Origin of the sequence: Spirosoma sp. KCTC 42546 (assembly GCF_006965485.1) — a bacterium.
GTDB lineage: Bacteria > Bacteroidota > Bacteroidia > Cytophagales > Spirosomataceae > Spirosoma.
On record NZ_CP041360.1, the window covers coordinates 5,050,984 to 5,077,661 of the forward strand.

General features: G+C 48.1%; 21 protein-coding genes. 10 read left to right on the forward strand and 11 right to left on the reverse strand.

Annotated elements, in window-relative coordinates; translation table 11 throughout:
- Positions 1–104: 104 nt before the first annotated feature.
- The 3 genes from EXU85_RS20825 to EXU85_RS20835 form a co-directional block, all read right to left on the reverse strand.
- A complete protein-coding gene (locus EXU85_RS20825; protein WP_142773942.1) occupies positions 105–3,563 on the reverse strand; it encodes a TonB-dependent receptor in 3,459 nt (1,152 codons plus the stop codon).
- 247 nt (positions 3,564–3,810) lie between these two features.
- Positions 3,811–4,941, reverse strand: a complete 1,131-nt coding sequence (locus EXU85_RS20830) for a FecR family protein (protein WP_142773943.1) — start codon at positions 4,939–4,941, stop codon at positions 3,811–3,813.
- A gap of 115 nt (positions 4,942–5,056) precedes the next feature.
- A complete protein-coding gene (locus tag EXU85_RS20835) occupies positions 5,057–5,674 on the reverse strand; it encodes an RNA polymerase sigma factor (RefSeq protein WP_142773944.1) in 618 nt (205 codons plus the stop codon).
- A 373-nt stretch (positions 5,675–6,047) separates the two neighbouring features.
- Between EXU85_RS20835 and EXU85_RS36220 the strand changes: the two genes are divergently transcribed.
- Positions 6,048–6,308 (forward strand): DUF2442 domain-containing protein, encoded by a 261-nt coding sequence (locus EXU85_RS36220; RefSeq protein WP_142773945.1) that lies wholly within the window; start codon positions 6,048–6,050, stop codon positions 6,306–6,308.
- Positions 6,309–6,402: 94 nt separating this feature from the next.
- On the opposite strand, the gene EXU85_RS20845 is transcribed toward EXU85_RS36220, so the two are convergent.
- From EXU85_RS20845 to EXU85_RS20860, 4 genes are all read right to left on the reverse strand, one after another.
- A complete protein-coding gene (locus EXU85_RS20845; protein ID WP_246859173.1) occupies positions 6,403–7,662 on the reverse strand; it encodes a threonine synthase in 1,260 nt (419 codons plus the stop codon).
- Between the two features lie 3 nt (positions 7,663–7,665).
- Positions 7,666–8,571: a LysR family transcriptional regulator gene (locus tag EXU85_RS20850; protein ID WP_142773946.1), complete on the reverse strand. Its 906-nt coding sequence runs from the start codon at positions 8,569–8,571 to the stop codon at positions 7,666–7,668.
- 136 nt (positions 8,572–8,707) lie between these two features.
- Positions 8,708–9,850: an esterase gene (locus EXU85_RS20855; protein ID WP_142773947.1), complete on the reverse strand. Its 1,143-nt coding sequence runs from the start codon at positions 9,848–9,850 to the stop codon at positions 8,708–8,710.
- Positions 9,851–10,120: 270 nt separating this feature from the next.
- Entirely contained in the window at positions 10,121–11,080 is a 960-nt protein-coding gene (locus tag EXU85_RS20860) for a phytanoyl-CoA dioxygenase family protein (RefSeq protein ID WP_210422498.1), read from the reverse strand.
- A 283-nt stretch (positions 11,081–11,363) separates the two neighbouring features.
- On the opposite strand from EXU85_RS20860, the gene EXU85_RS20865 reads away from it, so the two are divergent.
- The 3 genes from EXU85_RS20865 to EXU85_RS20875 all read left to right on the forward strand — a co-directional run bounded on the left by EXU85_RS20865 (position 11,364) and on the right by EXU85_RS20875 (position 14,730).
- A complete protein-coding gene (locus EXU85_RS20865) occupies positions 11,364–12,209 on the forward strand; it encodes an AraC family transcriptional regulator (protein ID WP_142773949.1) in 846 nt (281 codons plus the stop codon).
- Positions 12,210–12,311: 102 nt separating this feature from the next.
- Entirely contained in the window at positions 12,312–13,088 is a 777-nt protein-coding gene (surE, locus tag EXU85_RS20870) for a 5'/3'-nucleotidase SurE (RefSeq protein WP_142773950.1), read from the forward strand.
- A gap of 100 nt (positions 13,089–13,188) precedes the next feature.
- Entirely contained in the window at positions 13,189–14,730 is a 1,542-nt protein-coding gene (locus EXU85_RS20875; RefSeq protein ID WP_142773951.1) for a GH3 auxin-responsive promoter family protein, read from the forward strand.
- Between the two features lie 84 nt (positions 14,731–14,814).
- Here the strand turns inward: EXU85_RS20875 and EXU85_RS20880 are convergent, their stop codons facing one another.
- The gene (locus EXU85_RS20880; RefSeq protein ID WP_142773952.1) at positions 14,815–15,453 is read right to left on the reverse strand and encodes a LysE family translocator; all 639 of its coding nucleotides are present in this window, start codon (positions 15,451–15,453) and stop codon (positions 14,815–14,817) included.
- A gap of 110 nt (positions 15,454–15,563) precedes the next feature.
- Positions 15,564–16,112, reverse strand: coding sequence for an NUDIX hydrolase (locus EXU85_RS20885; protein WP_142773953.1), 549 nt, complete (start codon positions 16,110–16,112; stop codon positions 15,564–15,566).
- Positions 16,113–16,242: 130 nt separating this feature from the next.
- On the opposite strand from EXU85_RS20885, the gene EXU85_RS20890 reads away from it, so the two are divergent.
- Both EXU85_RS20890 and EXU85_RS20895 read left to right on the forward strand, forming a co-directional pair.
- On the forward strand, positions 16,243–17,805 hold the full coding sequence (locus EXU85_RS20890; protein ID WP_142773954.1) for a M20/M25/M40 family metallo-hydrolase: 1,563 nt from the start codon (positions 16,243–16,245) through the stop codon (positions 17,803–17,805).
- Positions 17,806–17,990: 185 nt separating this feature from the next.
- Positions 17,991–18,821 (forward strand): alpha/beta hydrolase, encoded by an 831-nt coding sequence (locus EXU85_RS20895; RefSeq protein ID WP_142773955.1) that lies wholly within the window; start codon positions 17,991–17,993, stop codon positions 18,819–18,821.
- A gap of 158 nt (positions 18,822–18,979) precedes the next feature.
- On the opposite strand, the gene EXU85_RS20900 is transcribed toward EXU85_RS20895, so the two are convergent.
- Positions 18,980–19,969, reverse strand: coding sequence for an amidohydrolase family protein (locus tag EXU85_RS20900; RefSeq protein WP_142773956.1), 990 nt, complete (start codon positions 19,967–19,969; stop codon positions 18,980–18,982).
- A gap of 382 nt (positions 19,970–20,351) precedes the next feature.
- Between EXU85_RS20900 and EXU85_RS20905 the strand changes: the two genes are divergently transcribed.
- The 4 genes from EXU85_RS20905 to EXU85_RS20920 are packed head-to-tail and all read left to right on the forward strand — an operon-like array spanning position 20,352 to position 22,588.
- Positions 20,352–20,630, forward strand: coding sequence for a type II toxin-antitoxin system RelE/ParE family toxin (locus EXU85_RS20905; protein WP_142773957.1), 279 nt, complete (start codon positions 20,352–20,354; stop codon positions 20,628–20,630).
- A gap of 13 nt (positions 20,631–20,643) precedes the next feature.
- Complete coding sequence (locus tag EXU85_RS20910; protein WP_142773958.1) at positions 20,644–20,973, forward strand: HigA family addiction module antitoxin; 330 nt, start codon at positions 20,644–20,646, stop codon at positions 20,971–20,973.
- 17 nt (positions 20,974–20,990) lie between these two features.
- Entirely contained in the window at positions 20,991–22,115 is a 1,125-nt protein-coding gene (locus tag EXU85_RS20915) for a DUF262 domain-containing protein (RefSeq protein ID WP_142773959.1), read from the forward strand.
- The gene (locus EXU85_RS20920; protein ID WP_142773960.1) at positions 22,109–22,588 is read left to right on the forward strand and encodes a HEPN domain-containing protein; all 480 of its coding nucleotides are present in this window, start codon (positions 22,109–22,111) and stop codon (positions 22,586–22,588) included. Before EXU85_RS20915 ends, EXU85_RS20920 begins: the two co-directional genes overlap by 7 nt.
- A 180-nt stretch (positions 22,589–22,768) precedes the next feature.
- Here the strand turns inward: EXU85_RS20920 and EXU85_RS20925 are convergent, their stop codons facing one another.
- On the reverse strand, positions 22,769–26,620 hold the full coding sequence (locus EXU85_RS20925; protein WP_142773961.1) for a PVC-type heme-binding CxxCH protein: 3,852 nt from the start codon (positions 26,618–26,620) through the stop codon (positions 22,769–22,771).
- Between the last annotated feature and the right edge of the window lie 58 nt (positions 26,621–26,678).

The window sequence follows — 26,678 nt, forward strand, 5'->3', positions numbered from 1 at the left end:
ACAGAGAATACAGAGGGTTAAAGGAGGTATAAATCAGTGTTTTTCATATAATTAAACGCTGTGTTCTCCGTGAAATCCTCCGTTCCTCTGTGTTTAACTCTGTCTCAAAATCCCACATTGATACCAAACGTATAGGTCCTCGCCAGTGGATACGCGCCGTAGTCGATGCCCGCCGATAAGGGACTTTCGTAGTTGCTCACTTCCGGGTTGTAGTTCAGGTACTTCGTCCAGGTGTACAGATTCTGAGCCGATACGTATAACCGCAGTTGCTGGATCTTGACCTTGTTCAGCAGCTTTGTTGGCAGCCGATACCCCAGATTGACGTTCTGAATCCGCACATAACTGGCATCCTCCACCCAGCGCGACGACACGGCATTGTTGTTACCCGTGCTACGCTCATTGGCCCGTGGTGTGATACCATCGCCCGGATCACTCGCCGACCGCCAGCGATGCAAGGCCGTTGTCATCTGGTTCTGGTTGCCTTCCATATTGTCGAAGTACCGGCGACCGATGTTTAGAATTTTGCCGCCCTGCGTACCCTGAATGGAAATATTCAGATCAAATCCTTTGTAGCTGAACGAGTTGGTAAAGCCGTAAATGAAATCGGGCTGGTTGTTGCCCAAGATAGTACGGTCGGTTGCCGTGATTTTGCCATCGCCATCGATATCAGCGTATTTCACATCGCCCGGCCGGGATGTAACATCGTGTGGGTTGGCATCTAAATCGGCCTGATTCTGAAAAATCCCGAGTTGTTTATAACCGTAAAAACTACCGATGGGCGCTCCGATCTGCGTAATGGTTAAATCGGCCAGACTGCCGCTGGTTGTCCGGATCGGATCGCCGGTTGGGCCGAGTTCCAGCACTTTGTTGCGGTTATACGAGAGATTAATTGTCGTATTCCAGATAAAGCCTTTGGTCATGTTGCGGGTATTGAGCGCAAACTCCATCCCCTTATTTTCCATCTTCCCGATGTTCTTATAGGCCGATGTAAAACCCGTCAGCGAAGGCACATTGACCGACAACAACAGATCTTTGGTAATCCGATGGTAATAATCGACACTCAGGTAAATTCGGTTATTGACCAGACCCACGTCAATACCTGCATCGAACTGCTGATTTTTCTCCCAGCCTAGTTTCGAATTCGCCAGCGAAGACGGCGCTAACCCATTGACCAGGTTATTGTTAAAGCTGTAGTTATCGGGTCGTAACTGGCCTACGTAGGGATAATTATCCGAGAATGCGTTGTTTCCCGACAGCCCGTAACTAACCCGAAGTTTGGTTTCGGAGATGGCCCGTATATTTTTCATAAACGACTCCTCGCTCACGCGCCAGCCCAACGACCCCGCCGGAAACGTACCCCAACGATTATCAGGCCCGAAAATGGACGATCCGTCCCGACGAACCGACAGATTCGCCAAGTACTTGCCCTTGTAACTGTAGTTGGCCCTGGCAAAATACGAGACCGATGCATTGGCTGTTTTGAACGACCAGGCAGTCGTTGTGGAACCACTGGCGCTGGCATTCAACGTCTCGACAACGTCATTGGCGTATGAACTCCCCGAAGCACTGCTCGACTGAAACTTGGTTGACGTAGCTTCCATACCGACCAGAGCCTCAATGTTGTGTACCGAGTTGATGTTTTTGGTATAGCCCACAACCTGGTTGAACAACCAGCTCAAATTCTGATCGGAGTAAACGGTTCCCATAGCCGTAGTCGGTGGCAACAGATTGCTCAGCGGCATTCTCGACGTGCGGTAGGTATTGCGTCGGTTATCGCTGAAGTTTACATTGGCCGATGCCCGGTAATTGAAATTCTTCAGGAATCCATAGTCTGCGTAGATATTTCCGAGCAGGTTTCCCGACAGATAGGGACTGTTATATTCGGTAATATTGGCCAGCGGATTCGTAACGCCCGGCAGGTTATACGGTGCCGCCAGCGCCAGTTGTGATGAATAGGAGCCATCGGCCGCATAAACAGGAGCCATCGGAATAGCTGCCAGTGCTGCCGTAATGATGCCCTGATTAAACCACTGATTTTCAGCCGTAACCTCCTGAACATTTTTGAAAGAAGGGTTCAGGTTCATACCCACTTTCAGCTTTGGCAACAGGTTTACTTCGACATTGGCGCGGAAAATGTACCGATCCAGCGACGATTTCAGAATGATACCGTCCTGCTTCAGGTAACTCCCGCTTACCAGATACCGCGCCTTTTCATTACCGCCCGATACCGAAAGCTGGTAGCTGCTCATCTTGGCCCGGCGAAAGATCAAATCCTGAAAATCGGTGTAGGGCAGATTGGCGACTTTGGCTGGATCGTCATAATTGAACCAATCGAACAAATCACCCCGTGGGTAGCGATAACGCAGGTAACTGGACGGCCGAACGCTGTTTGGATCGGATGCGCTGCCTCCCGGAACATTGTCTAAATAAGCCGTATTGGAGGCTTCCTTGGCAAATTCAGCATATTGCTGCGAGTTCAGCAGGTCTATTTTCTTAGTGATTTCCTGAAAGCCGGTATACACATCCAGGTTCACATTCATACGCCCCGGTTTCCCGCGTTTCGTCGTGACCAGCAGAACGCCATTAGATCCTTTAGACCCGTAAATAGCTGTGGATGAAGCGTCTTTCAGGACGTCGATGCTTTCAATATCAATACTACTGAGCAAGCCGAAAACACCGGAACCAACAATATTTCCGTCGACCACGATCAGGGGCGAGGTTCCCGCACTGATCGAGCCGAAGCCCCTCACTTTAATGGCTGGCGTGCTACCGGGAGCGCCACTGGTTTGTTGAATGACAACCCCCGGAATTTTCCCCTGCAAGGCCGTAGCTACGTTCGATACGGGCATGTCTCGAATTTCGCCCATCGGTACAGATGCGATGGCTGCGGTTACGTCGGCCCGTTTCTGGGTTCCATAACCCACCACAACTACTTCCCCTAAGGCTTTGGTATCGGTGGTTAGGGTAACGGTCAAAATAGACTCGTTCCCGACAGTGACTTCTTTCGGCAAATACCCAACCGAGCTGAATACGAGCGTGGTTTCGGTGTCGGGCAGTTCCAGTTTAAACTGCCCCTGTGCATCGGTCGTCGTGCCTTTCTGCGTTCCTTTTATGACGACGTTTACGCCGGGAAGTGTGACGCCGGTCTGGTCACTCACCGTTCCCGATACCGAACGGGCAACCTGTTCAATTGGCGTTACCAAAGACGCCTGATCGACATCAACGGGAGCCGGTTTAGCCGGACGATCGGGCCGGATGATGATCATGTTGCCACTCACTTCGTAGGCGAGTTGAAGCGGTTTCAGCAGTTTGATCAATACCTGCGAAAGTGGCTCTGATTGGCTTTTAACGGATATTTTACGATCCGACTGGATAATTTGCGAGCTAAACACAAAACGGGCATCAACTTGTTTTTCAATCTGATGCAGTACTTTTTTTACATTCTGACTCTCTACCGAAAGCGTAATTCTCTGGTCGAGAAGCTGCTGGGCTTTCCCATCACGTGCCCACGAAATTCCGGCTAGTGCACAGACCAGAAACCATTGGATGAGGGTTATACGCATGATTCTTAAAAGCCTTTCATCTACAAAGCGTAGTTTTTGCATACATTTGTCATGTTTTGTTGGGTGAGCAAAAAAATTCAACAAAATCCCCCCAACCCATTCATTGTCAGTGAATGGCACGGCTTGTCAGGTCAGAAAATAGGGGGATAATTCGGAGGTCAGCTATGCGTCAACATGGCTGACCTTTTTTAGTGGAGGGCGGTAATCGTAGGCATACGGTAGTGGGGTTAGGTGTTAGGAATAGGAATTATTGGCAACGTTGGCCGCCTGTAATCGTCACCTGATTTCCCTGAATGGCATACTGCGCTTCAAGTGCTTTACAAACGACGGCCAATTTATCGTGAAAGGGTTGCCCAACCAGCGAGGCTGACAGTGAGCATTTACCCAACATGGTTTCATCATAAATGATGTGAACACCATACGCCTTCTCCAGTGTACTAAACACCTCAGCAACAGGCGTCTCGTCAAAATCAAAAGACTGTTTGGCAACCACCTGCGTTTCGGGTTGTGCAAACATACTGCCGGGCATACGAACCAGCCGCTTACTGGCATCCGAGTATTCCGCACCCTGATTTGGTGTCAACACAAGTCCACTTAATTCGGGGCTAGCCGCTTTCTGCCGAACAGACGATGATTCGTCTAAGGCATACACGGCCACGCTACCCGTTTTTACCGCCACTTTTATCGGCTGGCCCGACTCGGGCGCATCGACCATAAAGCTGGTTCCCAAGACTTTAGTCGCAATACCACGGGTATACACCAGAAAGGGTCGGGCTGGATTTTTCACGATTTCAAAAAAAGCTTTCCCCGTTAAATAGACCTCCCGCTGCTGAAACGTATCCGGATAACTCAGGCGGCTACCGGGTTGCAGCACGACCGAACTACCATCGCTGAGCAAAACCGTCAGGGGTTTATCGGTATCATTTCGAGCCTCTTTTAAGGTTATTCCTGCCGGAGTTTCCTTCACAAACTGCTGGTAACTTTCGGGTTGAACCGCCTGCCGTTGGCTATACCAATACGCCCCTAAACCGATGCTGATTACCAGGGCTATCGAAGCCGCCATGCGCAACCAACTCCAGCTGGTGCCAACTGTCCGGGTGAACGGGGCAACCACCTTTTCGTTGCTCTCCTCCCGAACATGCTTCTGTATATATTGGCGCATCATTTCGCTCTGGGCTGCCGTTGGCTGCTGCTGACCGGTTTGCTCCGCGAATACCAGAATGTACTGACGCGCCATCTCCACTGCTGGCTTTTTATCGGGATGTGCCTCCAGAAATTGCTGCCAATAGACATCCTGTGTCTCATCGGGATGCTTTACCCAGCGAATAAAATCCGCGTCTTCCAGGAAGTCTGTCAGTGAATAGGAGGCTTGTTTCATAGCGCCAAGAAAAGAGTACCTACACAAGAAGATATAGAATTATTCCCCTTCATTAAGAAAGAAGCAGCAATAGGTCAATTGACCTCTTTTTTCATGAAGTTTTTTTAAAAATTTTTTACAGGCTACATAATAGCCAGAAAATCAGCAGTGATCCGATGAGCCAGTTGCGATTCTGGCGAAGTGATGTAATGGCCCGGTGGATGAAATTGCGAACCGATTTCTCGTTGACATCCATCAACTGAGCGATTTCGGCAATACTGAATTCGTCGTAGTAATATAATGTTAAGGCTTCTACCTGACGCTTGGGCAACTGGGTAAGCAACTCCTGAATCCGCCGACTGAGCAAGTCTCTGGATTCCTGCTCAATCTGTGTCGTCTCTTCCGTAACGGAGGTTGGCGTTGTATCGTCATCGACAAGTTCCTCAATCCGTTCGCCCGTCTGGTATTTCCCCTGCATCCGATGAATCCGGCGACGCAGGGACCGATAGAGATAAAATTTAATGGAGATGATTTCTTCGGATAACGTGGCCCGCATGCGCCAGACGTCAATAAAAACTTCCTGCACAGCATCTTCAACCAGGGCCGAATCGGAGAAGAGTTTGCTACCGTAGTTGTACAACGTGCGGTGGTAGCGGTCGAAAATAGCCGTAAATGCCGATTCATCCCCTTCGCGAAGACCTCGCCAAAGTTGCTGATCGGTGGAATTGTTCGGGGAAGAATGTAAACTGGCCACTGTTAATTAAGCTACCCTTTACGGCATAAGGCTATAATTGGATAAACTTAATTATAGATACGCAAAATACAATTAGTTTGAATGAAAGAGTTGGTGAACATGTATCAGATGCTTACTGTGGTGTCAGATGCTTACATCTGACACGAGAGGTTTCTCAAAACCTCGTTCTCGCTTGGCTTTGCCGAGTGAGAACGGGGATATGCGAAAACCTGGATTGATCCGCTTATTTTCGCCGAGGATGGCGACCTTTCTGAAAAAGAGCGCCTATTGGCAACAAAATTAGTAGAGAGCAATCGAGAAATCCTGCTTGACTTATATGCAAAAGCAAGGGCGGGCGAAAAAATAAAAGCAATAACCTTTAAGATAAAACAACATGGAAGGCTACGGCGGCACTACACCGGTTATAAAAAAAGTAACATTTCCCAAGCGAGGCAAATTTGAAGTTTCGCTTGAAGATGGACGGTCGATCATGTTGCCTGTTTCACGGTTTCCTTCATTACAAAAGGTTCCGTTAGCACGCCGTAACAAGTATATAATTGGCAATGGGAATACAATCATATGGCATGATTGCGCCGAAGTCTATCATATACAGGATTTCTTTGGCTTCCCTGACGATTATCGTTATAAGGGGTAATTCAAAGATAGTAAATACAAGCCTCTCGTTCTCACGTTAGGTTTTGAGAAACCTTTGGATGTCGGGTTTGGAACCCGACATCACTCAACTCCCATCACCGAACCCACTTTCCTTTCACATTATCCAGATACTTCTGGCCAGAACCTGTGTTTAAAAGCAGAATGTGTTCCTCTGGCTGGAGCCAGCCCTGACGCAGTAATTTCTTCGTGGCTGCCCATATGGCCCCGCCTTCGGGTGCCACGAAAATGCCTTCGTATCGGCAGAGTTCACTGACGCCTTCCAGCATCTCATCTTCAGAAACGGCAATAGCGGTTCCACCGGATTCGCGCAGTACACTTAGCATGAGAGGTTCACCAATAGGGCGTGGAACCGCCAATCCGTTGGCCAGTGTGGGTTTGCCCACATACTGTTTACTGTTTGCCTGTTTCCCCAGATACGTATCGACAACGGGCGAGCAGTTCTCTGCCTGCACAGCCACCATTCGGGGCAAGCGCTGATTTTGGGGCAACCAGCCCAGCATTTTCATTTCGTGAAACGCTTTCCAGATGCCAATCAGACCAGTTCCGCCACCCGTTGGGTACATGATTACATCGGGTAACTGCCAGTTCAACTGCTCGGCAATTTCATAACCCATCGTCTTCTTGCCCTCCAGTCGGTAAGGTTCTTTCAGTGTCGAGACGTCGAAATAAGCGCCGGTCTGGTTCAACTCCTGTACTTTAGCCGCACAGTCATTGATCAGTCCGTCTACTTCAATAAGGGTGGCATTGTAGCCAATGCATTCTTCCTTAAAGGCATCGGGCGTGTGACGCGGCATGACCACCACGGCTTCCAGTCCTGCTCTGGCGCAGTAAGCCGCCATAGCAACACCCGCATTACCAGCGGTGGGAATAATACAGGCCTCTTCGCCATTTTCTTTGGCTTTCGAAACGGCCATGCATAACCCTCTCGCTTTGAATGAACCGGTAGGATTCAGGCCTTCGTCTTTCAGGCTCAGGTGATGCAGATCGTGTCTGTCGGCTAAACGGTTAAGGTTTAGAATCGGCGTGAAGCCTTCGCCAAGCGTGATCTGATTTTCTGGCAGAATAACGGGCAGGAGTTCTTCATAGCGCCAGAGCGACTTACTCCGCATGATCAAATCTGATTTCTGGACGCTTCCCTCCCCAATTACATACTGACAAAGCAGCGGGGCCTGGCAACAAACAGATAAGGTCTGGCGCACAAGCGCATTATGAATGGAGCCGCATTGCGAACAATGTAAATCTCCCAAACGTGATGAAGTGATGGCAATGTTCATGGTTGTATTTTCCCGAAAAGTCCCGGTTAACAACGCATGAAGCAAATAGCGTTTTGGCATGAGTTATTCCACAATGGAATAATGCCGCTTGGTAAAGTGAATAAATGTACTGACTAGTCGGTTGTTTTCGGTGCCTTTCCGCTGGATGAAATAGAAGGTTCGCTGGAGGGTCAGATCACGAATGGGAACTTCAACCAACTCCCCCGCCGTCAGTTCTTTTAGAATGGCTCGCTTCGGCAAAAAAGCCAGACAGGTATCGGCAAGGACAAAGTTTTTCAGGGCTTCAGTACCTCCCAGGCGAATCAGAATTCGCAACGACGACAGATTGATTCCTTTCTTGCTTAGCTCATCCTCAACTACAGCCAATGTTCCCGAGCCATTTTCCCGCACCGCCAGCGGAATAGCAGGCAAGTCGGCTAGTGCAAGCGTGCGATCCCGCAGTGGGCTCTTGGCCGAACAAACGGCCAGAACATCGTCGGTCATAAAGGGCGTGTAGACCAATGTATTAAGCTGCGTCAAGCCCTCAACAATGCCCACATCAATATCGTGGGCCAGTAACGCATTCTGGATCGTGTCTGAATTTCGGTTCAAAACACTGATCTGAATGGTATCGTACCGGTGCAGGTAAGCCGACAGAACAGGTGGCAGAACGTACAAACTAATGGTTGTACTAGCCCCAATGGCCAGTTTAGTGAGCGGGAGAAATTTATCGTTAATCTGCTGAAGTTCCTGGTGCAGTTCATCCTGGAGCTGGCCCGCTTCGAGCAGTTTGGTGTAGAGTGCCTGGCCCGCCAGCGTTAAGCTGATGGTTGTACCATGCCGCTCAAACAGACCCGTTTTGTAAAAATATTCCAGCGATTTAATCTGCTTACTAATCGCCGACTGGCTGAGGAATAACGTTTGACTGGCTTTGGTAAAGCTTAACAAACGAGCCACTTCCATAAAAATCAGGTGGCGGGACGAAAGCATAACGGACTATCTTTTTCGCTGAGATACAACATCAAAGTTAGCCCGTTTTTTCTGACAGGATTACAGGATTAACAGGCTTTAAGACCAGAAAAAAAATCCTGTTAATCCTGTAATCCTGTCAGAAAAACGGACTAACTCATTTAAACAGCAATGGAGCTAAGTCGGTCAGGTTCCTCCGCCACACCATAAACGTATGCCCACCCGGTGTCTCCACGTTTTTAAACTTTACATTTTTTGCCGTCAGAAACTCCTTGAAGTATTTGTTATTCTGATACAGAAAATCATCGACTCCGCAGGAAATCCATAACAGTTTCAGCTGAGAATTTGCCTTCTCATCCAGCTTGGGATACGTCTTTGTAAAGACGTCCATCATGGCTGTCACCTGTTCGGCAGACGGCGTCGTTGTGGCTGGATTTGCCGTGGTGGATGCTGGCGGTCGTGGGCCTCCCATGCCTACGGCACTACTCATGCCGCCTACATACGCAAAGTGATCCAGGTGATTAAGGCCTGTATAAAAAGCCGTTCCCCCTCCCATCGACAGACCAACAATGGCTCGTTGATTTCTGTCTTTGCTTGCGTTATACGTTTTTTCAAGTTGTGGAATGATCTCCTGAATTACTTCGGCAGCGTATTTATCGTTACCTCCATAGCCTAGCGTGTTTACCATAATCATCGGTTTGGCTTTGCCTTCAGCAATCAGGTTGTCCAGAATGATATTGGCCTGCGCATTGACAATCCACGACAAAGCGGTGCCTGTGGCTCCATGTAGTAAGAAAAATACGGGGTACGGTTCTTTACGTTTGGGATCATAGTTGGGCGGCAGATACACATAATAATCCCGATCTTCGCCCATAACAGCCGACCGATATACCTGATGATTGACAGCTCCCCGAGGAACGTCTTTGATTTCCCAGCTTAGTGAAGCGGGCCCAGGCATATGCGCTAAACTCTGACCGTTGCATTGATAACAGGGTTTGGCGACGGGATTGGCGGGGTCTGGAATACGAAGTCCATCGACAACAAAGGCGTAATCATAGACATCTGGCTCAAGCTTTTTGGTAAAACTCCAAACGCCCTGCTCGTCTTTCGTCATCGTTTCCTTTGAAATTCCTTCAATGTCTAGGATAACTTCTTTGGCATTCGGAGCACGAAGCCGGAATGTCAATCCACCTTCTGCGACTTCCGGTGATCGAAGGGGTGGTACTCGTGGCTGAGCCTGAAGCACAAATGCCTGGATCAGCAGACTAAACATAAGAAGCAAACAACGTTGTATTTTCATGCTGGTTTAGATGCATAGGTTATTGAGCTACAAAGCTTCACCCGGCCCCTAAACTACTTTTCGCAGTTATCTCTACTAAGGTTTTAAACTTTCATTTTTTTTACTGGGTCAGAGTACTTTTTGTCATTCCGACGCCAGGAGGAATCTCAAGCTTGACTAATGAGAAGCTTGAGATTCCTCCTGGCGTCGGAATGACAAAAAAAGCAATTCAGTCAATAGAAATTAGAAATTTAAAACAGCTTCATAATCATAAATCCTGCCAGAACTACCTTACTCCCAACTATCTAGCCCCAGCAGTTTTTTACCCAGCGGAGATAGTTCAGCGGTTTGGTAGCGCTCCTTTTCCCAATTGCGGGGATCGCCGGGGAAGGCGTACCCTTCGGGAGCCTGGCGGTCGCGCCAGGACGTAATGCGCCACTGCCGTAGCGCTTCGTTGTCTTCTTCGGCGGGCATCATAGAAATGTACTGCGCCATTCTGACTTTGTCAGTCGATAGATTCGGGCGGATGCCGTGGGGTTGTGTACTGTTGAAAATCAGCAAATCGCCTGCTTCCATTTTCACCTTTACGAAATCGAACCCGGTTGTATCGGGCTTGAAGTGGTCGCGGTCGGCGGGTTGGGTTAGTTTCCAGGTATCGTAGGTGCGGTAGAGTTCAGGGATGCACTGAAAACCGCCCATATTTTCGTCGGTTTGGTCGGCCAGAGCCAGTACACCCTGCACGTTTTGGGGACGGGTTTCGGGGTCGTAATCCCAGTGAATGAACCCCTTGAATTCGTGACCCGGCCGAACGGGGAAATTCAGGTTGGCCCGGTCGATGGTTACCCAGAGTTTCTCGGTACCCCAGATATCGACGAAGGCATCGTATACGCGCGGATACTGGCGGTTGTCCCACTCATACTGGTGATTATACAGCTCGACCATGCCGCTGTTCGTCAACTCCTTCATTTTCATTTCGGCGCGGGCTGGCGCATACCAAGTAGCGGGATCGTTCGGGTCTTTTTCTTCAAATTCCCACAGGAAATTAGCAAGTCGATCGGCCTGTTCTTTCGGCACGGCCTGCTTGATAACGATGTAGCCGTTGTGCTTCCAGAATTGCCAATCTTCTTCGGATAATACGCGTAAAGGCTTTCCAGCAGAACGGTCATTCAGACTGATTTTGCTGCTGGTGGCTGTCGATGGATTTCCCGGAATGTCTTTGTGAGCGTTATCGGGAATCATTGTGGGCTGCATCGTTTCCATATGCGTTAGGATGTTTTGTTGATTTTGTTGTAACAAAGGTAGTCGATGCGGGTAGCCCATTTCCACAACAATGCTGTCCACTTTTTGCACTATATTGCTCTTAGTTTCGTAAATAAGTTTTTTCAGAAGGAATTATGAGCAAATGTGAGTACATTTTTTGTCATGCTGACGATAGGAAGCATCTTAAATTACCCTAACTTATTTAGTAGGATACCGCAAGATGCTTCCTATCGTCAGCATGACAAAAACGCTTCGCTATTGAATCGACTCCTTTATGAAGATTGCCTTAGAACAAATCAGTCCCGACGCCAACAGTTCGTTCCATATTCTGGAAACGCCCCGGCTCAATGATGTTTTCCTGTGGCATTATCATCCTGAATACGAAATCGTGTACATCACCGGTGCCAACGGAACCCGGCACGTGGGCGATCATATCTCGCGCTACGAAGGCAGCGATCTGGTTTTTATTGGCCCGAATATTCCTCACTTGAATTTCGACTATGGCGTAAAAACCGACCATCGAAAAGTGGTGGTGCAGTTAAAGGAAGCTTTTCTGGGTAACTTATTTGGTCAGGCACCGGAGTTTGCAGCCATTGCCCGGTTATTCGAGATGGCCCGTGCGGGTGTTTCGTTTCACGGCGAAACGAAACGGCTGGTTGGCGAGCAACTGGAAGCGTTGCCTACCCTCCCACCCTTTGAGCGGCTTATGGCTTTGCTGTCCATTTTTCAGCAGTTAGCGACTAGTTCCGAGACAACTTCGTTACACGGAAAACCCGTAACGAATGCCTACAATTTAAGCGAACAGCAGCGCCTAAAGAGACTCTATCAGTTCATTGAAGACAACTACCAGCGTAAGTTCGATCTGGCCGAAGCTGCCGCGCTGACCAACCTGACCACCGCGGCTTTCTGTCGTTATGTAAAACGCATGACCCGCCTGACCTTCACGCAGTTTCTGAACCAATATCGCATCAATCAGGCGCAGAAACTACTGCTTCTCGACCATACTGTAACCGAAGCCTGTTTTGCCTGTGGCTTCGAGAGTTTGAGCTATTTCAATAAGATTTTTAGGCGCGTTACGGGCGAAAATCCATTCCAGTTCAAGAAGCGACATCGGAACTGATATGGACTTTCTTCCAACATCTTCGCCCGTATTTGTGTAGTATTGCATAGGAATAGTCGCCACTGATAAATGCGTAGCGGCTAGTGATTATTGATTTAGTTTATGTCTGACAAGAAGCCTTTAATTTTAGTAACAAACGACGACGGTATTACCGCTCATGGCATTCGCACGCTCGTTGAGCTGATGAAACGAATTGGTTCGGTGGTGGTCGTAGCCCCAAACAGTCCGCAGTCGGGCATGGGACATGCCATTACGATTGCCAATCCAATCCGACTTTACCCTTCCGATATTTACGGCGATGTACCCGCCTATGAATGCTCCGGTACGCCCGCCGATTGTGTTAAGTTGGCGAAGCACCATGTGCTGAAAGACCGGGCTCCTGATTTGGTGGTTAGTGGTATTAATCACGGCAGTAATTCGTCCATTAGCATTTTATATTCGGGCACAATGTCGGCAGCTATCGAAGCCGCCATTGAGGGAATTCCTGCGATTGGCTTCTCGCTTGGTGATTTCACGCGCCAACCCGATTTTTCGCATGCACACGAGCATATTCTGAGTATTGCCCGCAACGTACTGGAAAAAGGGATCGAGCGAGGAACGGCACTAAACGTCAACTTCCCGGCCAAAACGGCGGAACCGTTAAAAGGAATCCGTATCTGTCGACAGGCGAATGCCAAATGGCAGGAAGTATTCGACGAACGACGCGACCCACATGGTCGTCGCTATTTTTGGCTGGCAGGCGATTTTGTCAACTTCGACACACACGCCGAAGACACCGACGAGTACGCACTAGCCAATAACTATACATCTGTAGTCCCCTGCCACTATGACCTAACGGCCTACAGCATGATGGACACGTTGACGAACTGGAACTTATAATGAAGAGTGAAGAGTGAAAAATGAAGAATAAGCAAAACACAATCACATAGCTCTTATTCATTATTTTTCACTCTTCACTCTTCACTCTTCATTAACAAACATGGCTCTATTAGGTAGTATGCTCAAAAACGGGATTCGGTTATCGAATGTCGTTCGGCTGCGGCAGTTTAATCCACTACGTCAGCAGCGTAAAGTCTTCCGCAAGCTCATCCGAAAAGCGCAGTTCACAAAATTTGGGGCAGCTTATCATTTCGATGATCTTCTCCGTTCGGTTGAGTTTGGGAGTGAAGGAGAATTCTATCAGAAATACAAGCAGTATGTACCCATCCACGACTACAATAAAATGTTCGACGGTTGGTGGAAACAAACACTGGCAGGCGAACGGAATGTAGCCTGGCCGGGAAAAGTGAAATATTTTGCGCTGAGTTCAGGGACATCAGAGGCCGCTACAAAGTATATCCCCGTTACGAAGTCGATGTCGAAGGCCATTCAGCGGACCAGCATCCGGCAGATTCTGACCCTTGGAAAATACCAGAACCTACCCTCAACACTCTACGAAAAAGGATGCCTCATGCTGGGAGGCAGCACGGATCTGAACGCTCGCGAAGGCCATTACGAAGGCGACCTCAGTGGCATTACGGCCAGCAAAATTCCCCTCTGGTTCGAGCGATTTTATAAACCAGGACGCGACATTGCTCAGGAAAAAGACTGGGCGCTGAAATTAGACGAAATTACGGAACAGGCCGCTGGCTGGGATATTGGCTATGTGGTGGGTGTACCTGCCTGGATCCAGTTGCTGATGGAGAAAATTATTGCCCGCTACAAGGTCAAAACCATTCACGACATCTGGCCAAACCTGATGGTATTCTGTCATGGGGGTGTATCATTTGAACCGTATCGGGCAGGTTTTGAGAAGCTCCTCGCCCATCCCATCACCTATATCGAGACCTATCTGGCCTCAGAGGGATTTATCGCCTATCAGACGCATCCCGACGCAGAAGGCATGCAATTGGTCTTGAACAATGGCTTATTTTTTGAATTCATCCCCTTCAACGAGCGAAATTTCTCAGCCGATGGCGAACTGGTTGATAAGCCTGAAACGCTGATGATCAACGAAGTGGAAGAAGGGAAAGAGTACGCCCTTCTGCTATCTACCTGCTCTGGAGCCTGGCGTTATCTGATTGGCGACACGATCAAGTTCGTTAATAAAAAACGGGCTGAAATCGTCATTACGGGCCGCACGAAGCACTTTTTGAGTTTATGTGGCGAACACCTGTCCGTCGATAACATGAACAAAGCGATTGAAATGGTTTCCGAAGAATTAGGCATTTCAATACGTGAATTTACCGTAGCTGGTGTAACGCACGACACATTATTCGCTCACAACTGGTACATCGGCACCGATGATAAAGTAGATGCCAACGACCTCCGCAATCGAATCGACGCCAGGCTTAAAGAGCTAAACGACGATTACGCCGTGGAGCGTCGGCACGCCCTCAAAGACATCACAGTGACCGTGTTGCCCAACAAAACATTTTACGCCTGGATGGAATCAAGAGGCAAAATGGGCGGCCAGAACAAATTCCCGAGAGTGTTGAAGAAAGGGATGATTAAGGAATGGGAAAGCTTTTTGAAAAAGTGAAGAATGTAGAGTGAAAAGTGAAGAATAATCGCTAGTCTGTAAGATACTATTCTTCACTTTTCACTCTACATTCTTCATTTAAACTTACCAGTTCATCGCTTTCGACAGCGGCTCCAGTAGGCGGGTGTAGGCGATATTAACCGCACCAATGAGGAAGACCACGCCTGTCACCCGATTGAAAATCAGTACAACGCGTGGAGTAAAAAGCCGTTTGAGTCGGTTGGCATAATAGGCCAGTGCGCTTTCGGTGGCGAACACGCCGACCAGGGCAGAAATCATAAAGCCGTATTGCTGTGCATCCGTATAATGAAGGTGCGACCGGATATAGGCCACAATGGCCACCCAGGCCACGAAATTGACCGGATTGAGGGCATTTAGAAAAAATCCCGTTGTGAAATAATAGACAAAATTTCCGAATCGCGTTTTCGGATAGGCTAGCCTGGGGGTTCCTTTCAGAATATTGACTAAACCCATAGCAATTAAGAATACCACCCCAACCGCAGCCATGATATTCTCAAAGCCCTGCACTTTGGGGATGAACGCTGTGCCTAAGAGGGCTGCCAGCACAAACAGGATGTCGCCGGTAATTACGCCAAAGACAATCTTCATTCCCGACCGGAAACCATTATCGACGCTGTTCTGAATCAACGCAAAAAACACAGTCCCGAACGTAAGGCAAAGGGCAACCCCTAATAAAAAACCAAGAAGAATAGGTAAGAACACAAGCAGTTTATAGTTTGATGTTTGCAGTTTGATGTTTGATGTTCTACAGTGCGTTAGTCCTGGCGAGGAATCGCAACTACAAACTACAAACCACAAACTACAAACTGTGTTTAAATTCCCCGCAACCGGGCCACGATCATCAGGCCACTGACGCTGAGCGAATCGGTAATTTGGCTGGTCATCACCATCTCAACCGCTTCGGCTAGGGGGAGTTTCCAGACACGTAAGTCTTCGGTTTCTTCGGGGGCATGTTCGCCCTCGGTTAAGTCCTCGGCAATGTAGAGAAAGCCTTCTTCGTCGGTAGCTGAGTTAGACGTGTGAATACGAGCAATTTTCGTCCATTTCTGCGCTTCTAAGCCCGTTTCTTCTTTTAATTCACGCTTAGCCGAATCAAGCGGATCGGTTCCCAGGGGCGATCCACCTTCTGGAATTTCCCATGAATATTCGTTCAGTGGGTAGCGATACTGACCAACCAGGTAGGTATTGCCCTCAGCATCAATCGGAATAACGCCCACTGCTTTATTTTTGAAACTAACAACGCCATAAATACCGGCTGTACCAGCGGGCGTCACCACATCTTCATGCCGAATAGACAGCCAGGGATTCTCATATTTGACCGACGAATTCAGCGTCTGCCAGGGATTTTCAGTTGTGTTCATGCGAATGAAACCCGTTCAAAAAGCTGCAAAGGTATCACCTTTCGTTTATCACAGCTCGTAAACGCATAATCTTATCCTAACAATCCTAAAATCGGTTATCTTCGGGCTACTTCTCAATCAATCAACTTATATGCATCACAAACTACTGTTAACCAGTCTGTTTCTGGGGAGTTCCCTCCTAAGTTATGGTCAGGACGAGAAACTGGATATGGCTACAATCCAGAAAATCAGGGAGGAAGGTCTAAATCATTCGCAGGTGATGGAAACGGCCTTTTACCTGACCGACGTCAACGGCCCACGACTACAAGGCCCCGGTTTCATCAAAGCGGCCAACTGGGCCAAAACGAAACTAACCAGTTGGGGGCTAAAAAGTGCCCGCCTGGAAGCCTGGGGCGAATGGGGCCAGGGTTGGGGCGTTGAGCATTCGTATCTGGCCATGACTGCCCCTTATTACAAAACCATCATCGCCGTACCCAGAGCCTGGAGTGGCAGCACCAACAAACTACAGGCTGCCGATATTCTCTACATTAGCTCGACTGATACAACGGCGCTGGAAAGCTACCGGAGCAAACTCAAAAACAAAGTCATTCTGTTGGATCAATCGTTCAAGGGTATGCCCTCGTTTAAAGCAGATGCCGATCGCTTTACGGATGAAGACCTACTGAAAATGGCCAACGAAGCGCCACCAAGCCAGCGTTCAGCTAACGACACAACCTTCCGCAGCCGGATCATGGCGATGCGCACCCAGAATGCATTTAATCAGAAAATGCGGAAACTGGCCAAACAGGAAGGCGCCATCGGGATGCTCAATACCACACAGAACAGTAAAGATGGAACGCTGTTCGTCAGTGGCGATTACGCCAATGCCGCCATTGGTGCTACGCCCGATGATCTGGCCGACCTGTCCATCGCCGTTGAGGATTACATGACGCTCTGCCGACTCATGAAAGCGGGCATTCCTGTCAAGCTTGAGCTGGATGTAAAAACGAAATTCTATAAAGACGACACGAAAGGCTATAACGTGCTGGCCGAAATTCCGGGTACAGATCCTGCATTGAAAGACGAAGTGGTTATGCTGGGGGCTCACCTTGATTCCTGGCATGCCGCCACGGGTGCCACCGACAATGCAGCGGGTAGTTCGGTCATGATGGAAGCGGTACGCATCCTGAATACGATCGGGGCTAAACCGAAAAGAACGATCCGAATTGCGCTCTGGAGCGGTGAAGAACAGGGTCTGCACGGTTCCAAAAATTACGTGGCAAACCACTTAGTCGATAAGGCCACCCAAAAACTGACGAAAGAAGGCGAAAACATTGCCGCCTATTTCAACGTCGATAACGGAACGGGAAAAATCCGGGGCATTTATTTGCAAGGCAATCTGGCGGCCGGTCCGATTTTCAGCCAGTGGCTAAAACCATTCAATGACCTGGGTGCCACGACGATAACGCCCGCGAATACGGGCGGAACGGATCACCAATCGTTCGATCGGGTAGGCTTGCCGGGTTTCCAGTTCATTCAGGATCGAATTGAATACAGTACCCGTACGCACCACACCAATATGGACACCTACGATCACCTTCAACCCGATGACCTGAAGCAGGCGGCCACGGTTGTTGCCAGTTTTGTGTATAACGCAGCCATGCGGGATCAGAAAATACCCCGTAAGGCTGTAGCTGCACAGGTAGCGCGGTAATGGCGCGAGTATTTACTCGTGCCTCTAATCTAAGTTTTCAATTCCTTCGGTCGGCTGTTTTTTTGTCATTCCGACCTTAGGAGGAATCTCAACGTTGCGTAATAGTCAAGCTTGAGATTCCTCCTAAGGTCGGAATGACAAAAAAACTAACTTACAACGTACCAAACTATCGGCAAGCGACTTAGATGTATAAAGTACTGTGTCTTACTTTTTCTGTTGGCTTTTGGCTACTAGCAAACCCTTCATTCGGGCAAAATCCACCTTCAACTAAGCCGTTCGTACTCGGCCTCATCGACGCCATTCCCTCCAATGAATTAGGTGAAACCAGAGCGCTGAACATCTACTTACCCGACGGTTATTCGAAAGATTCGATTGGAAAGTACCCGGTTATCTACCTGCTGGACGGGTCAGCCGATGAAGACTTCATTCATATCGCGGGTTTGGTGCAGTTTGCCAATTTCCCGTGGGTTAATCTGTTACCCAAATCAATCGTTGTTGGCATTGCCAACGTTGACCGAAGGCGTGATTTTACGTATCCAACTACTATAGAAAAAGACAAAAAGGAGTATCCCACAACGGGGCAATCGCAACGGTTTATAGCTTTCCTCGAAAAGGAATTGCAACCCTATATCCAGAAAAACTACAGTTCGAATCCGTCAAGAACCATCATTGGGCAATCGTTGGGCGGACTTTTAGCGACCGAGATTCTATTTAAAAAGCCCAGCCTGTTTAACCAGTACATTATTGTCAGCCCAAGCCTGTGGTGGGATAACGAGTCCTTACTGGCGTACCCTCCCGTATTTGCGAAGCCAGATTTTCAACAGAAAACTACAGTATTTGTAGGCGTTGGAAAAGAAGGAAAAATTATGGAGACGGATGCCAATCAATTAGTATACCTATTGAAAAAGTATAGCACGAAACCATTAGAAGTCGGTTTCCACTACTTTGGTGATGAAAACCACGCAACCATTTTTCACCTGGCTGTTTATAAAGCGTTTGAGCGTTTCAAAAAATAACCGCGTGTCTTCATTATAATTAAAATCACTTCAGCTATATACGGTTGTAAGCAAACGCGGTGCTCAGCCTAAGATGCATAAATTCCGTGCGCATTGGCTGAATACAAAACGTCCGAATCGGTGGTTACCGATTCGGACGTTTTGTGTTTTGTGACTTATCAGGGATATTTAAACTTACTGGCATCCAACCGGAAAAAGCGAACGGCATTATTGAACATAATATCCCGTTTCTGATCAAACGATAAGTATTCGGCGTTTTCAATCACGCTGATCGAGGTTTCGAATAACTTGGGCCATACCATAAAATCGGTGCCGTACAGAATCCGTTTGCCAAAGCCAGCCTGCACCAGCCGTTTGAGATAGGCATGAATTTCTGCCTGAGGATAACTCCAGATGAAACCGGCCAGATCGACATACACATAGGCATTGGCCCCCATCAACCCAATCATTTCATCAATCATCGGGTACCCGGCATGCATCACCCATATTTTTATTTTGGGATGACGGGCTAACATGTCTTCCAATAAGAACGGTCTGCCCAATGAAGCCCGGTATTTCCCTCCACTGATGTTAGCCATCCCATTACCCCCAGTTCCCATGTGAATGCCGACCGGAATATTCATTTTTTCGGCAACAGCGAAGTATTCATCCAGCGACATATCGCTCGGCGAAAGCCCCTGGTACTGAGGAGCTACCTCGCCCATCACTTTATAAAAGCCGGTCGACAGGGAATCCGTAAACGCTTTTACAGTCATATCCTTTGGCGAGCTGACCCCAATGCCCGGAATAACCCGGTCTGGCGCGGCTTTTTTCCATTCGTGCAAAATCTGCGCATCGCCATACGCCACGATGGTCATGTTGAGCCGTTCCATCGTTTCCAGTACGGCAGCCGTCATTTCTTTGTCCGATTTGGCGGGTTGTAAGGGATCTACACATTCCGTATTGAGGAAGGCGCGCATCTGTTGGTTAGGGTCACCCCCTGGCATATCGCGTAAGAACCAGGGGCACATTTCAACGGCAAAACCCGGACTCACCTTCATGGCGTGCACATGCACATCAATAATGGGAAGTGGTCTACGGGGAACGGCCTGAGCCATTAAAGTGCCGGACACAGCCAGGCAGCTCACGAGCAGGGCAAAAGTTTTCATAGGCTAAAAACGGGCAAATCGTTAAGAAAAAGGGGTATCTTGACTTTCAAAAGGAAGTATGCTCCTCTTTATGTCAAAAGTACATAAAGAGGTTCGATATAAAAGCGGAAGGCTGTTTTTTTGTCAAATTACTGCATAGATCAACCACCAACATTCCTCATGCGAATCGTTACCTTTGGCGCACTAATCGCTATTTCACAGGATGTCATGCGTACCAGTGAAAACAAACCTAGCGACATATTCAGGTAGCCTACACCCACCGGAGCAACACCAAAACAGTCCCCTAATCTTGACAGGGCAATTTTTTACCGCTTTGCGAAAAATAGCCTAAATTTGTTACTTTTATATTGTAAAGTGTTATTTCTCATGTTACACTGATTCTATGATAGAAAGTATCCAACACAAGGGCTTGCGGCTTTTATTTGAAGATGACAACCCATCGAAGCTGACAGCCCATTTAGTGGAACGGATACGGGAAATTCTATCTCTATTAGAAACGGCCGAAACGGTGGAGCAGATGGATATGCCAGGCTATCGGTTTCACAAGCTAAGCGGAGATCGCAAAGACTATTATTCCGTCAAAGTCAATGCGAATTACCGGATCATTTTTCGCTTTGAGGACGGTAATGCCTACGACGTTGATTTTCTAGATTATCATTAAAAGGAGAGCAATTATGTTAAAACGAAATATGCGACCCGCGCACCCCGGCGCGATTTTAAACGGGATGATTGAAGGATTACGCGAGGAGAGCCAGCAGCCTTATACAATCACAGAAATTGCCGAAGGTTTGGGTGTGAGCCGACGAATGCTATCTATGATTGTAAATCAGAAATCAGGGATTAGCCCTGAAATGGCTGTAAAGCTGTCCGAGGCTTTTGCCACGAATGCAGATCTATGGATGAATTTGCAGAAAAAATATGATCTGTGGCAAGCTGAAAAGAAAGTCAACCGTGGATCGGTCAGACATTTCTTACAAGGCGGTGCAGGATTGCAACCAGCATAAATTTATAACAAAATAAAATGGAAGAAGAAACTAAAATGGTTGATGAACCAATAGAAGTTGACGAACCAATTGAAGACGACATTGATGGTGAAGTCGATGTTGCACCAGTGCAATATTCTATCTCTAGCTATGGTGTCGACTACACGGTAGATGGTCTAGTAAAAAGGTTGAAAAGAGGAGACGTTTTTAATCCCGATTTTCAGAGAGATTATGTATGGACTTTAGCCGAGGCATCAAAACTTATTGAATCCTGCTTGTTAGGCTTGCCTATTCCAGGAGTTTTCCTAGCGAAGGAGACAGGGTCTAATAAATTACTGATCATTGATGGACAACAGCGTTTAAAGACTCTCCAGTTTTTTTATGATGGTTATTTTAATCCAAAAGATGACGAATTGACAAAACGTGTTTTTAACCTAACCAAAGTTCAAGATAAATTTGACGGGTTATCCTATAATAAATTGCTCGAAAATGACCGAATTAAATTAGATGATACAGTTATACATGCAACAATTATTAAGCAGGAAAGCCCCAATGAAGATAATACAAGTATTTATCATGTTTTTGAACGTCTGAATTCTGGTGGAAGAAAACTTTCTCCACAAGAGATTAGGACTGCTGCTTATCATGGTAGTTTGAATGATATGATAAGGTTGTTGAATAATTATCCCTCATGGAGATCATTATATGGAACGAAAAGCACTCGCTTAAAGGATGAAGAGCTTATTCTTAGGTTTTTCGCTGTTTTTTACAATTTTGAAAATTATCAAGCTCCCATGACCGAGTTCTTGACAAAATTTAATAAACGACATGCAAAGGCTCCTCAAGCTTTTATAAATGATTGTTCATTTATATTCAGATCTACATGCGATCTAATTTATAATACACTTGGAAGAGAAGCTTTTCGCCCTTATACCAGAGCTTTTAACGTAGCTGCTTGCGAATCTGTAATGTATGCAGTTGCTAAATTGATAAAAACTGAAACTGAAGATAAAAAAATAAATAAACAAAAATTGAAGAATGCTCATCATGAGCTTTTCAATGATGAAGCATATTTGCAAGCAATTTCTAAAGCAACATCTAATGAAACTTGGTTTAATCAGCGCCACCTAAAAACAAAAGAATATTTTCAGGATGTATGGTGAAAAATTCTATTTTATCGCAACAAGCCCAAAAGATATATGATTTAATAATCGAGTGTGAAAGTAAGTTCGAAGAAGATGATGAACTACGTTCACATATGGCTAAATACATCTGTATACTTTGTTCTGGATTTCTTGAGAATGCAATGTATTTAATCTATACAGATTGGGTTTCTACAAAAAGCCCACATGTACATATAGAAGCCTATGTCCAACATATGCTAAACAAAGTCCAGAACCCTAATTCAGATAAATTTAGGGAGATTGTAAGAGCCTTTAATTTAGAATGGGAACCTGCTCTAAAAGATTTCTTGCAAGAAGAAGAGCGAGCATCAGCAATAAACTATATTATTAAAGATCGCCATAAAATTGCTCATGGAAAAAACTCGGATATTACGCTATTGGGTATTAAAGCACATTTTGATAAGGCTATAGAAGTTGTAGATTTTATTGAAAGCCAACTGGCAATTGTCTAAAATCTCGTTATTTCCTCTGTCTTGTCCCATTATAAAGGAACGTTTATAGTGGGACAAAACCATTTCACTCCCTTCTAAAAAAAGATATTACCTACTATACGACAAGGCCGCAGCAGATTAGGTCTGGAAGCAAAGGCTGATCCTCTGAGCCGGTTTGTCGCTCATAATGGTTATCGAAACTTATTTCTTCCTGACTAGCGTCTTCGCCTGGGTTGTCGTCCGCAGGAACGCGACTAAATCTTTGATCTCGGTTTCGGAAAGCGGGTCCAGCAACCCGGTTGGCATCATGGAGGCCGGACTCACTTCCCTCGATTGAATGTCCGACTTATTCACCACAACGGCATCCTGCCCAATTACCCGCAGGGTTAGTTGCCGCTCGTTTTCTTTCGCTACGTTGCCGACATACGTTCGTCCATCGCGGGTTGTTACCACCACCATCTTGTAATCATCCTGAATCTCGGCACTGGGGTCCAGGATGTTACCGAGCAGATAATCGAGGTTGGCCCGGTTGGAGCCCGTCAGTTCGGGGCCAATAATGCCGCCTTCACCGTACATCTTATGGCAGGGGCCGCAGGTATTCTGAAACACCAGTCGCCCCTTAACCGGGTTAGCAGCGGCAACCGCCTGGTCGGTCAGGAGGTTCCGGTAACGGGCGTAGGCTTTTTCATCGAGTGCTACGTGGTCGATAGGCCCCCAGACTTCCACGAATCCACTGCCCACTACCCTGCGCAATTGGCGTGCTACGTAGGTCGGTACATCACGTTTAGGAATGGTATTTTTGGCGATAGCCTGCGTCAGTTGCCAGCCGTATTTCGGGCGGGAGGCCATCGTTTGAATCGCTTCTGTTTTCTCAGCGGGATTAAAACCAGCATAGCGTTCGAGCAGGAGTTTCCCTAGCGGTTCGTTGTCATAGCTGGCAATAGCCCGGATCGCATCGGGCCGTAAATCAGCGTTATTGAGCAGTTCAGGCAATTCCTTAACCAATTCAGGGCGTTGCTGCAAGGCCAGTGCCTGCAACGCTTTCTTCCGGCTGTCGACGGGCGTTTTGGCGTCTTTTAACAGGGCAAGCGATTTGACAGCCATCTCCGTTCCTCCGAATTGTCCGGCTATTTCCGTGGCCAGTTTAGACGTTGTTCCATCAGTTTTAAGTTTGGCATAGACTATTTTCCAGTTGGCGGGCGCAGTCAGATCATAGCGACCTTCAACGGCATCGCGCATACCTTCCAGCAAGTTCAGTCGATTCTTAGGCAGTTTACCGATGGTCGCTACCAGCGCATCGATTGCCTGGGCATCCACCGCCCGGCGGGCAATAAACTGCGTGACCATCGGAATCTGACTTCGCGTGGCCAAATCGAGGGCGCGGCTGGTGTTTCCGTTCACGAGCGGCTCCATACCAAACCAGATGAGTTTAGGCAGGTTATGATCGCCAGCATCTTCGGCATGTGTCAACAGGCGCTCGGCCAACTCCCAACGTGTATCATATCCAAGCCGCTGCATGGCCGAAGCCAGGTACAGCCGTACAACAGGCGACCGATCCTGCCGGGCCATTGTACTGAACTCGGCCAGCACGTCCGTTGCTGGACTTTGGTCTTCGCATAACAACTGCACCGCCCAGGCCCGAACGTAAGGCTCTTTGTCCGACAAAGCCATTTTCAGTTGTTCGGGGGATAGATTCCCCGTGATATGCAACGCCCACATGGCCCGGAGCCGGAAATCTGAATTGGTCGACTCTTCATTCGCCTGATAGATTGCCCGCAGACTGGCAATTGCTTCGGCATTCAACTTACCTTTTGCCGCTCGCCCCTGCAAAATGATCCTCGCCCGACGTGCGTGCCAATCGCTCGGACTCGTTTGCAGGTTCGCCAACTGTTCATCGGTAAGTTTACTGAGATCGGTGTATCGATCCGGCCAGTTTTTGGCTTGTGAGTTCGTGGGCATAATGCGAAAAATACGGCCCGTCTCCTGATTCAATACGTCGGAGCCACAGATGTCGGCATCATGCCAGTCCAGCGCGTAAAGCCCACCATCGGGGCCTATTTCGAGGCTGAATCCAACCCATTGGGCGTTATTCGCCATCATAAAATCCTCGCCATGATGACCTACAAAACCAGACCCTTTCGGCTTCAGTACGTCGGACAGAATCCCGTGTTCGTGGATATTCGCCATAAAAATTCGGCCATTTTGCTCTTTTGGAAAAGCATCGGACTGGTAAATCCGGGCCCCACCGTGCGCCGAACGGTGGCTATGATCGGCAATGGTTTTAATATCGTTATAGACGTAGGGGTTGAAGTGCTGCCCACCCTGCCGATGGTAAATGCCGCCCGGAATAATATGCCACAGGTGAGGAATCACGCAGGCTGTGATAAAGAGTTGCCCCTTCGCATCAAAGTCGATTCCCCAGGGGTTACTGAACCCATGCGCCACCACCTCGAAACGGTCTTTGGTGGGATGATACCGCCAGACACCCCCGTTGATATCGACCCCTTCGCCCTGTAGAAGATCGTCGGGAAACGGGTCTTTATGCCGGTAGAGTCGTCCTTTTCCGGTTGGTTTCCGCACTTTTGAAGGCGTCGCAAACCCCTGACAGCCATACAGCCAGCCATCGGGCCCCCAGTGCAGGCTATTAAGGGTTTCGTGCCGGTCGCGAATGCCCCAACCCGTCAGCCGAACCTCAATATCGTCAACATCAGCCTTGTCGTCGCCGTTTTTATCGGGAATAAACAACAGGTTAGGCGGTGCCCCCACAAACACCCCGCCCATCCCCACGGCAATAGCCGCCGGAAAGGCGATGCCCTCCATAAACACCTTCCGGCTGTCGGCTACGCCATCGTGGTCGGTATCCTCTAAAATCAAAATCCGGCTGTCGCCCGCATTGGAAAATCCCTTCCCTCGTGATTCATAATCGCGATTTTCAGCAATCCAGAGTCGGCCACGGTCGTCCCAGCAAAACGCCATCGGCTGGGTCATCATCGGCTCCGAGGCCCAGACGTTGACCTGATAGCCCTTCGTTATCGTCATGGCCGCAACCGCTTCCGTCGGAGTCAGGAATTTAGCATCACGGCCTTCGCGCTGGGCAACGGCCCAAAGCGATGCTGTTGTATAGTCCGATTTATTGCCGGTAAATTCCCCAAAAAATTTCGTCAGTTCAACGTCGTTCAGCTTTCCCGTATACACCACCAGTTGGTGCTTCAGAATCTCCCTAGCTCCTTTTTTTATCGTCCAGTCACCTTTGCGTGCTCTTGCTGGCCCTATACCTAATTGCGAATCGACTCGCCAGGGTGTAGGATAGTTACGGTTCTGGGGATGGTCGAAAATGGCGATGTGTACCAGATCGTTACGTCCTTCTACCTGCATTCCCACATCGACCCAGGGGGCAGACTGGCCTTCTGCTTTTTCGTTACGTTGCCGGGCAGCGTTCACCACCTCCCCGTTGATACCCTCTTTCCAGGGCATTCGCAGAAATAACCCACCGTAGTCGTATTTGCCAATGGTAATATCGGTTTGGGCGTCCCCATTCCACTCCAGATCAAGCAGGTATTTGCCGTTCTGTTCCCGCATCGACCAGTTTTGGGTTTCGGTCAGTACGGCCCGGCCCGTGGAATCGAGCAGGTCATACACGGTTTGCCACTTGACCGTTTTCCCCTTGCTCTCGACCACCTTAGCCGACACCCGACGCCAGTAATCGCCCTGCGGATGATGGAAATAATCGCGGCCATTGACGCGGGTAAATCCCCAGTATAAGCCGGTTTGGTGCTTGTGATGACCAGGACTGTATTCGGTTAGAACACCTTTCCCATCTGGTGCGACAATCGGGTGCAGATAAGGCCGAAAATCCGCTTTGGCTACCTGCGTCAGAATAGGCTTTGTTTGCCCAGCGCGATAAACGGCTATCGTTTGAGCAACCTTGTCTTCTTTGATAATCAACGATTTATCAACTATCAACAGATCACCTTCTACCAGTTCGGTAGACGGGCGGAAGGCATACACGAACGAAAGAAAAATAAGTCCCAAAAACAGAAGAGAGATCTTCATAATTGGCGGAGATATAAAAAGTTCAGGAAATAGCCGTAACAAATCAGGCTGGCCGATT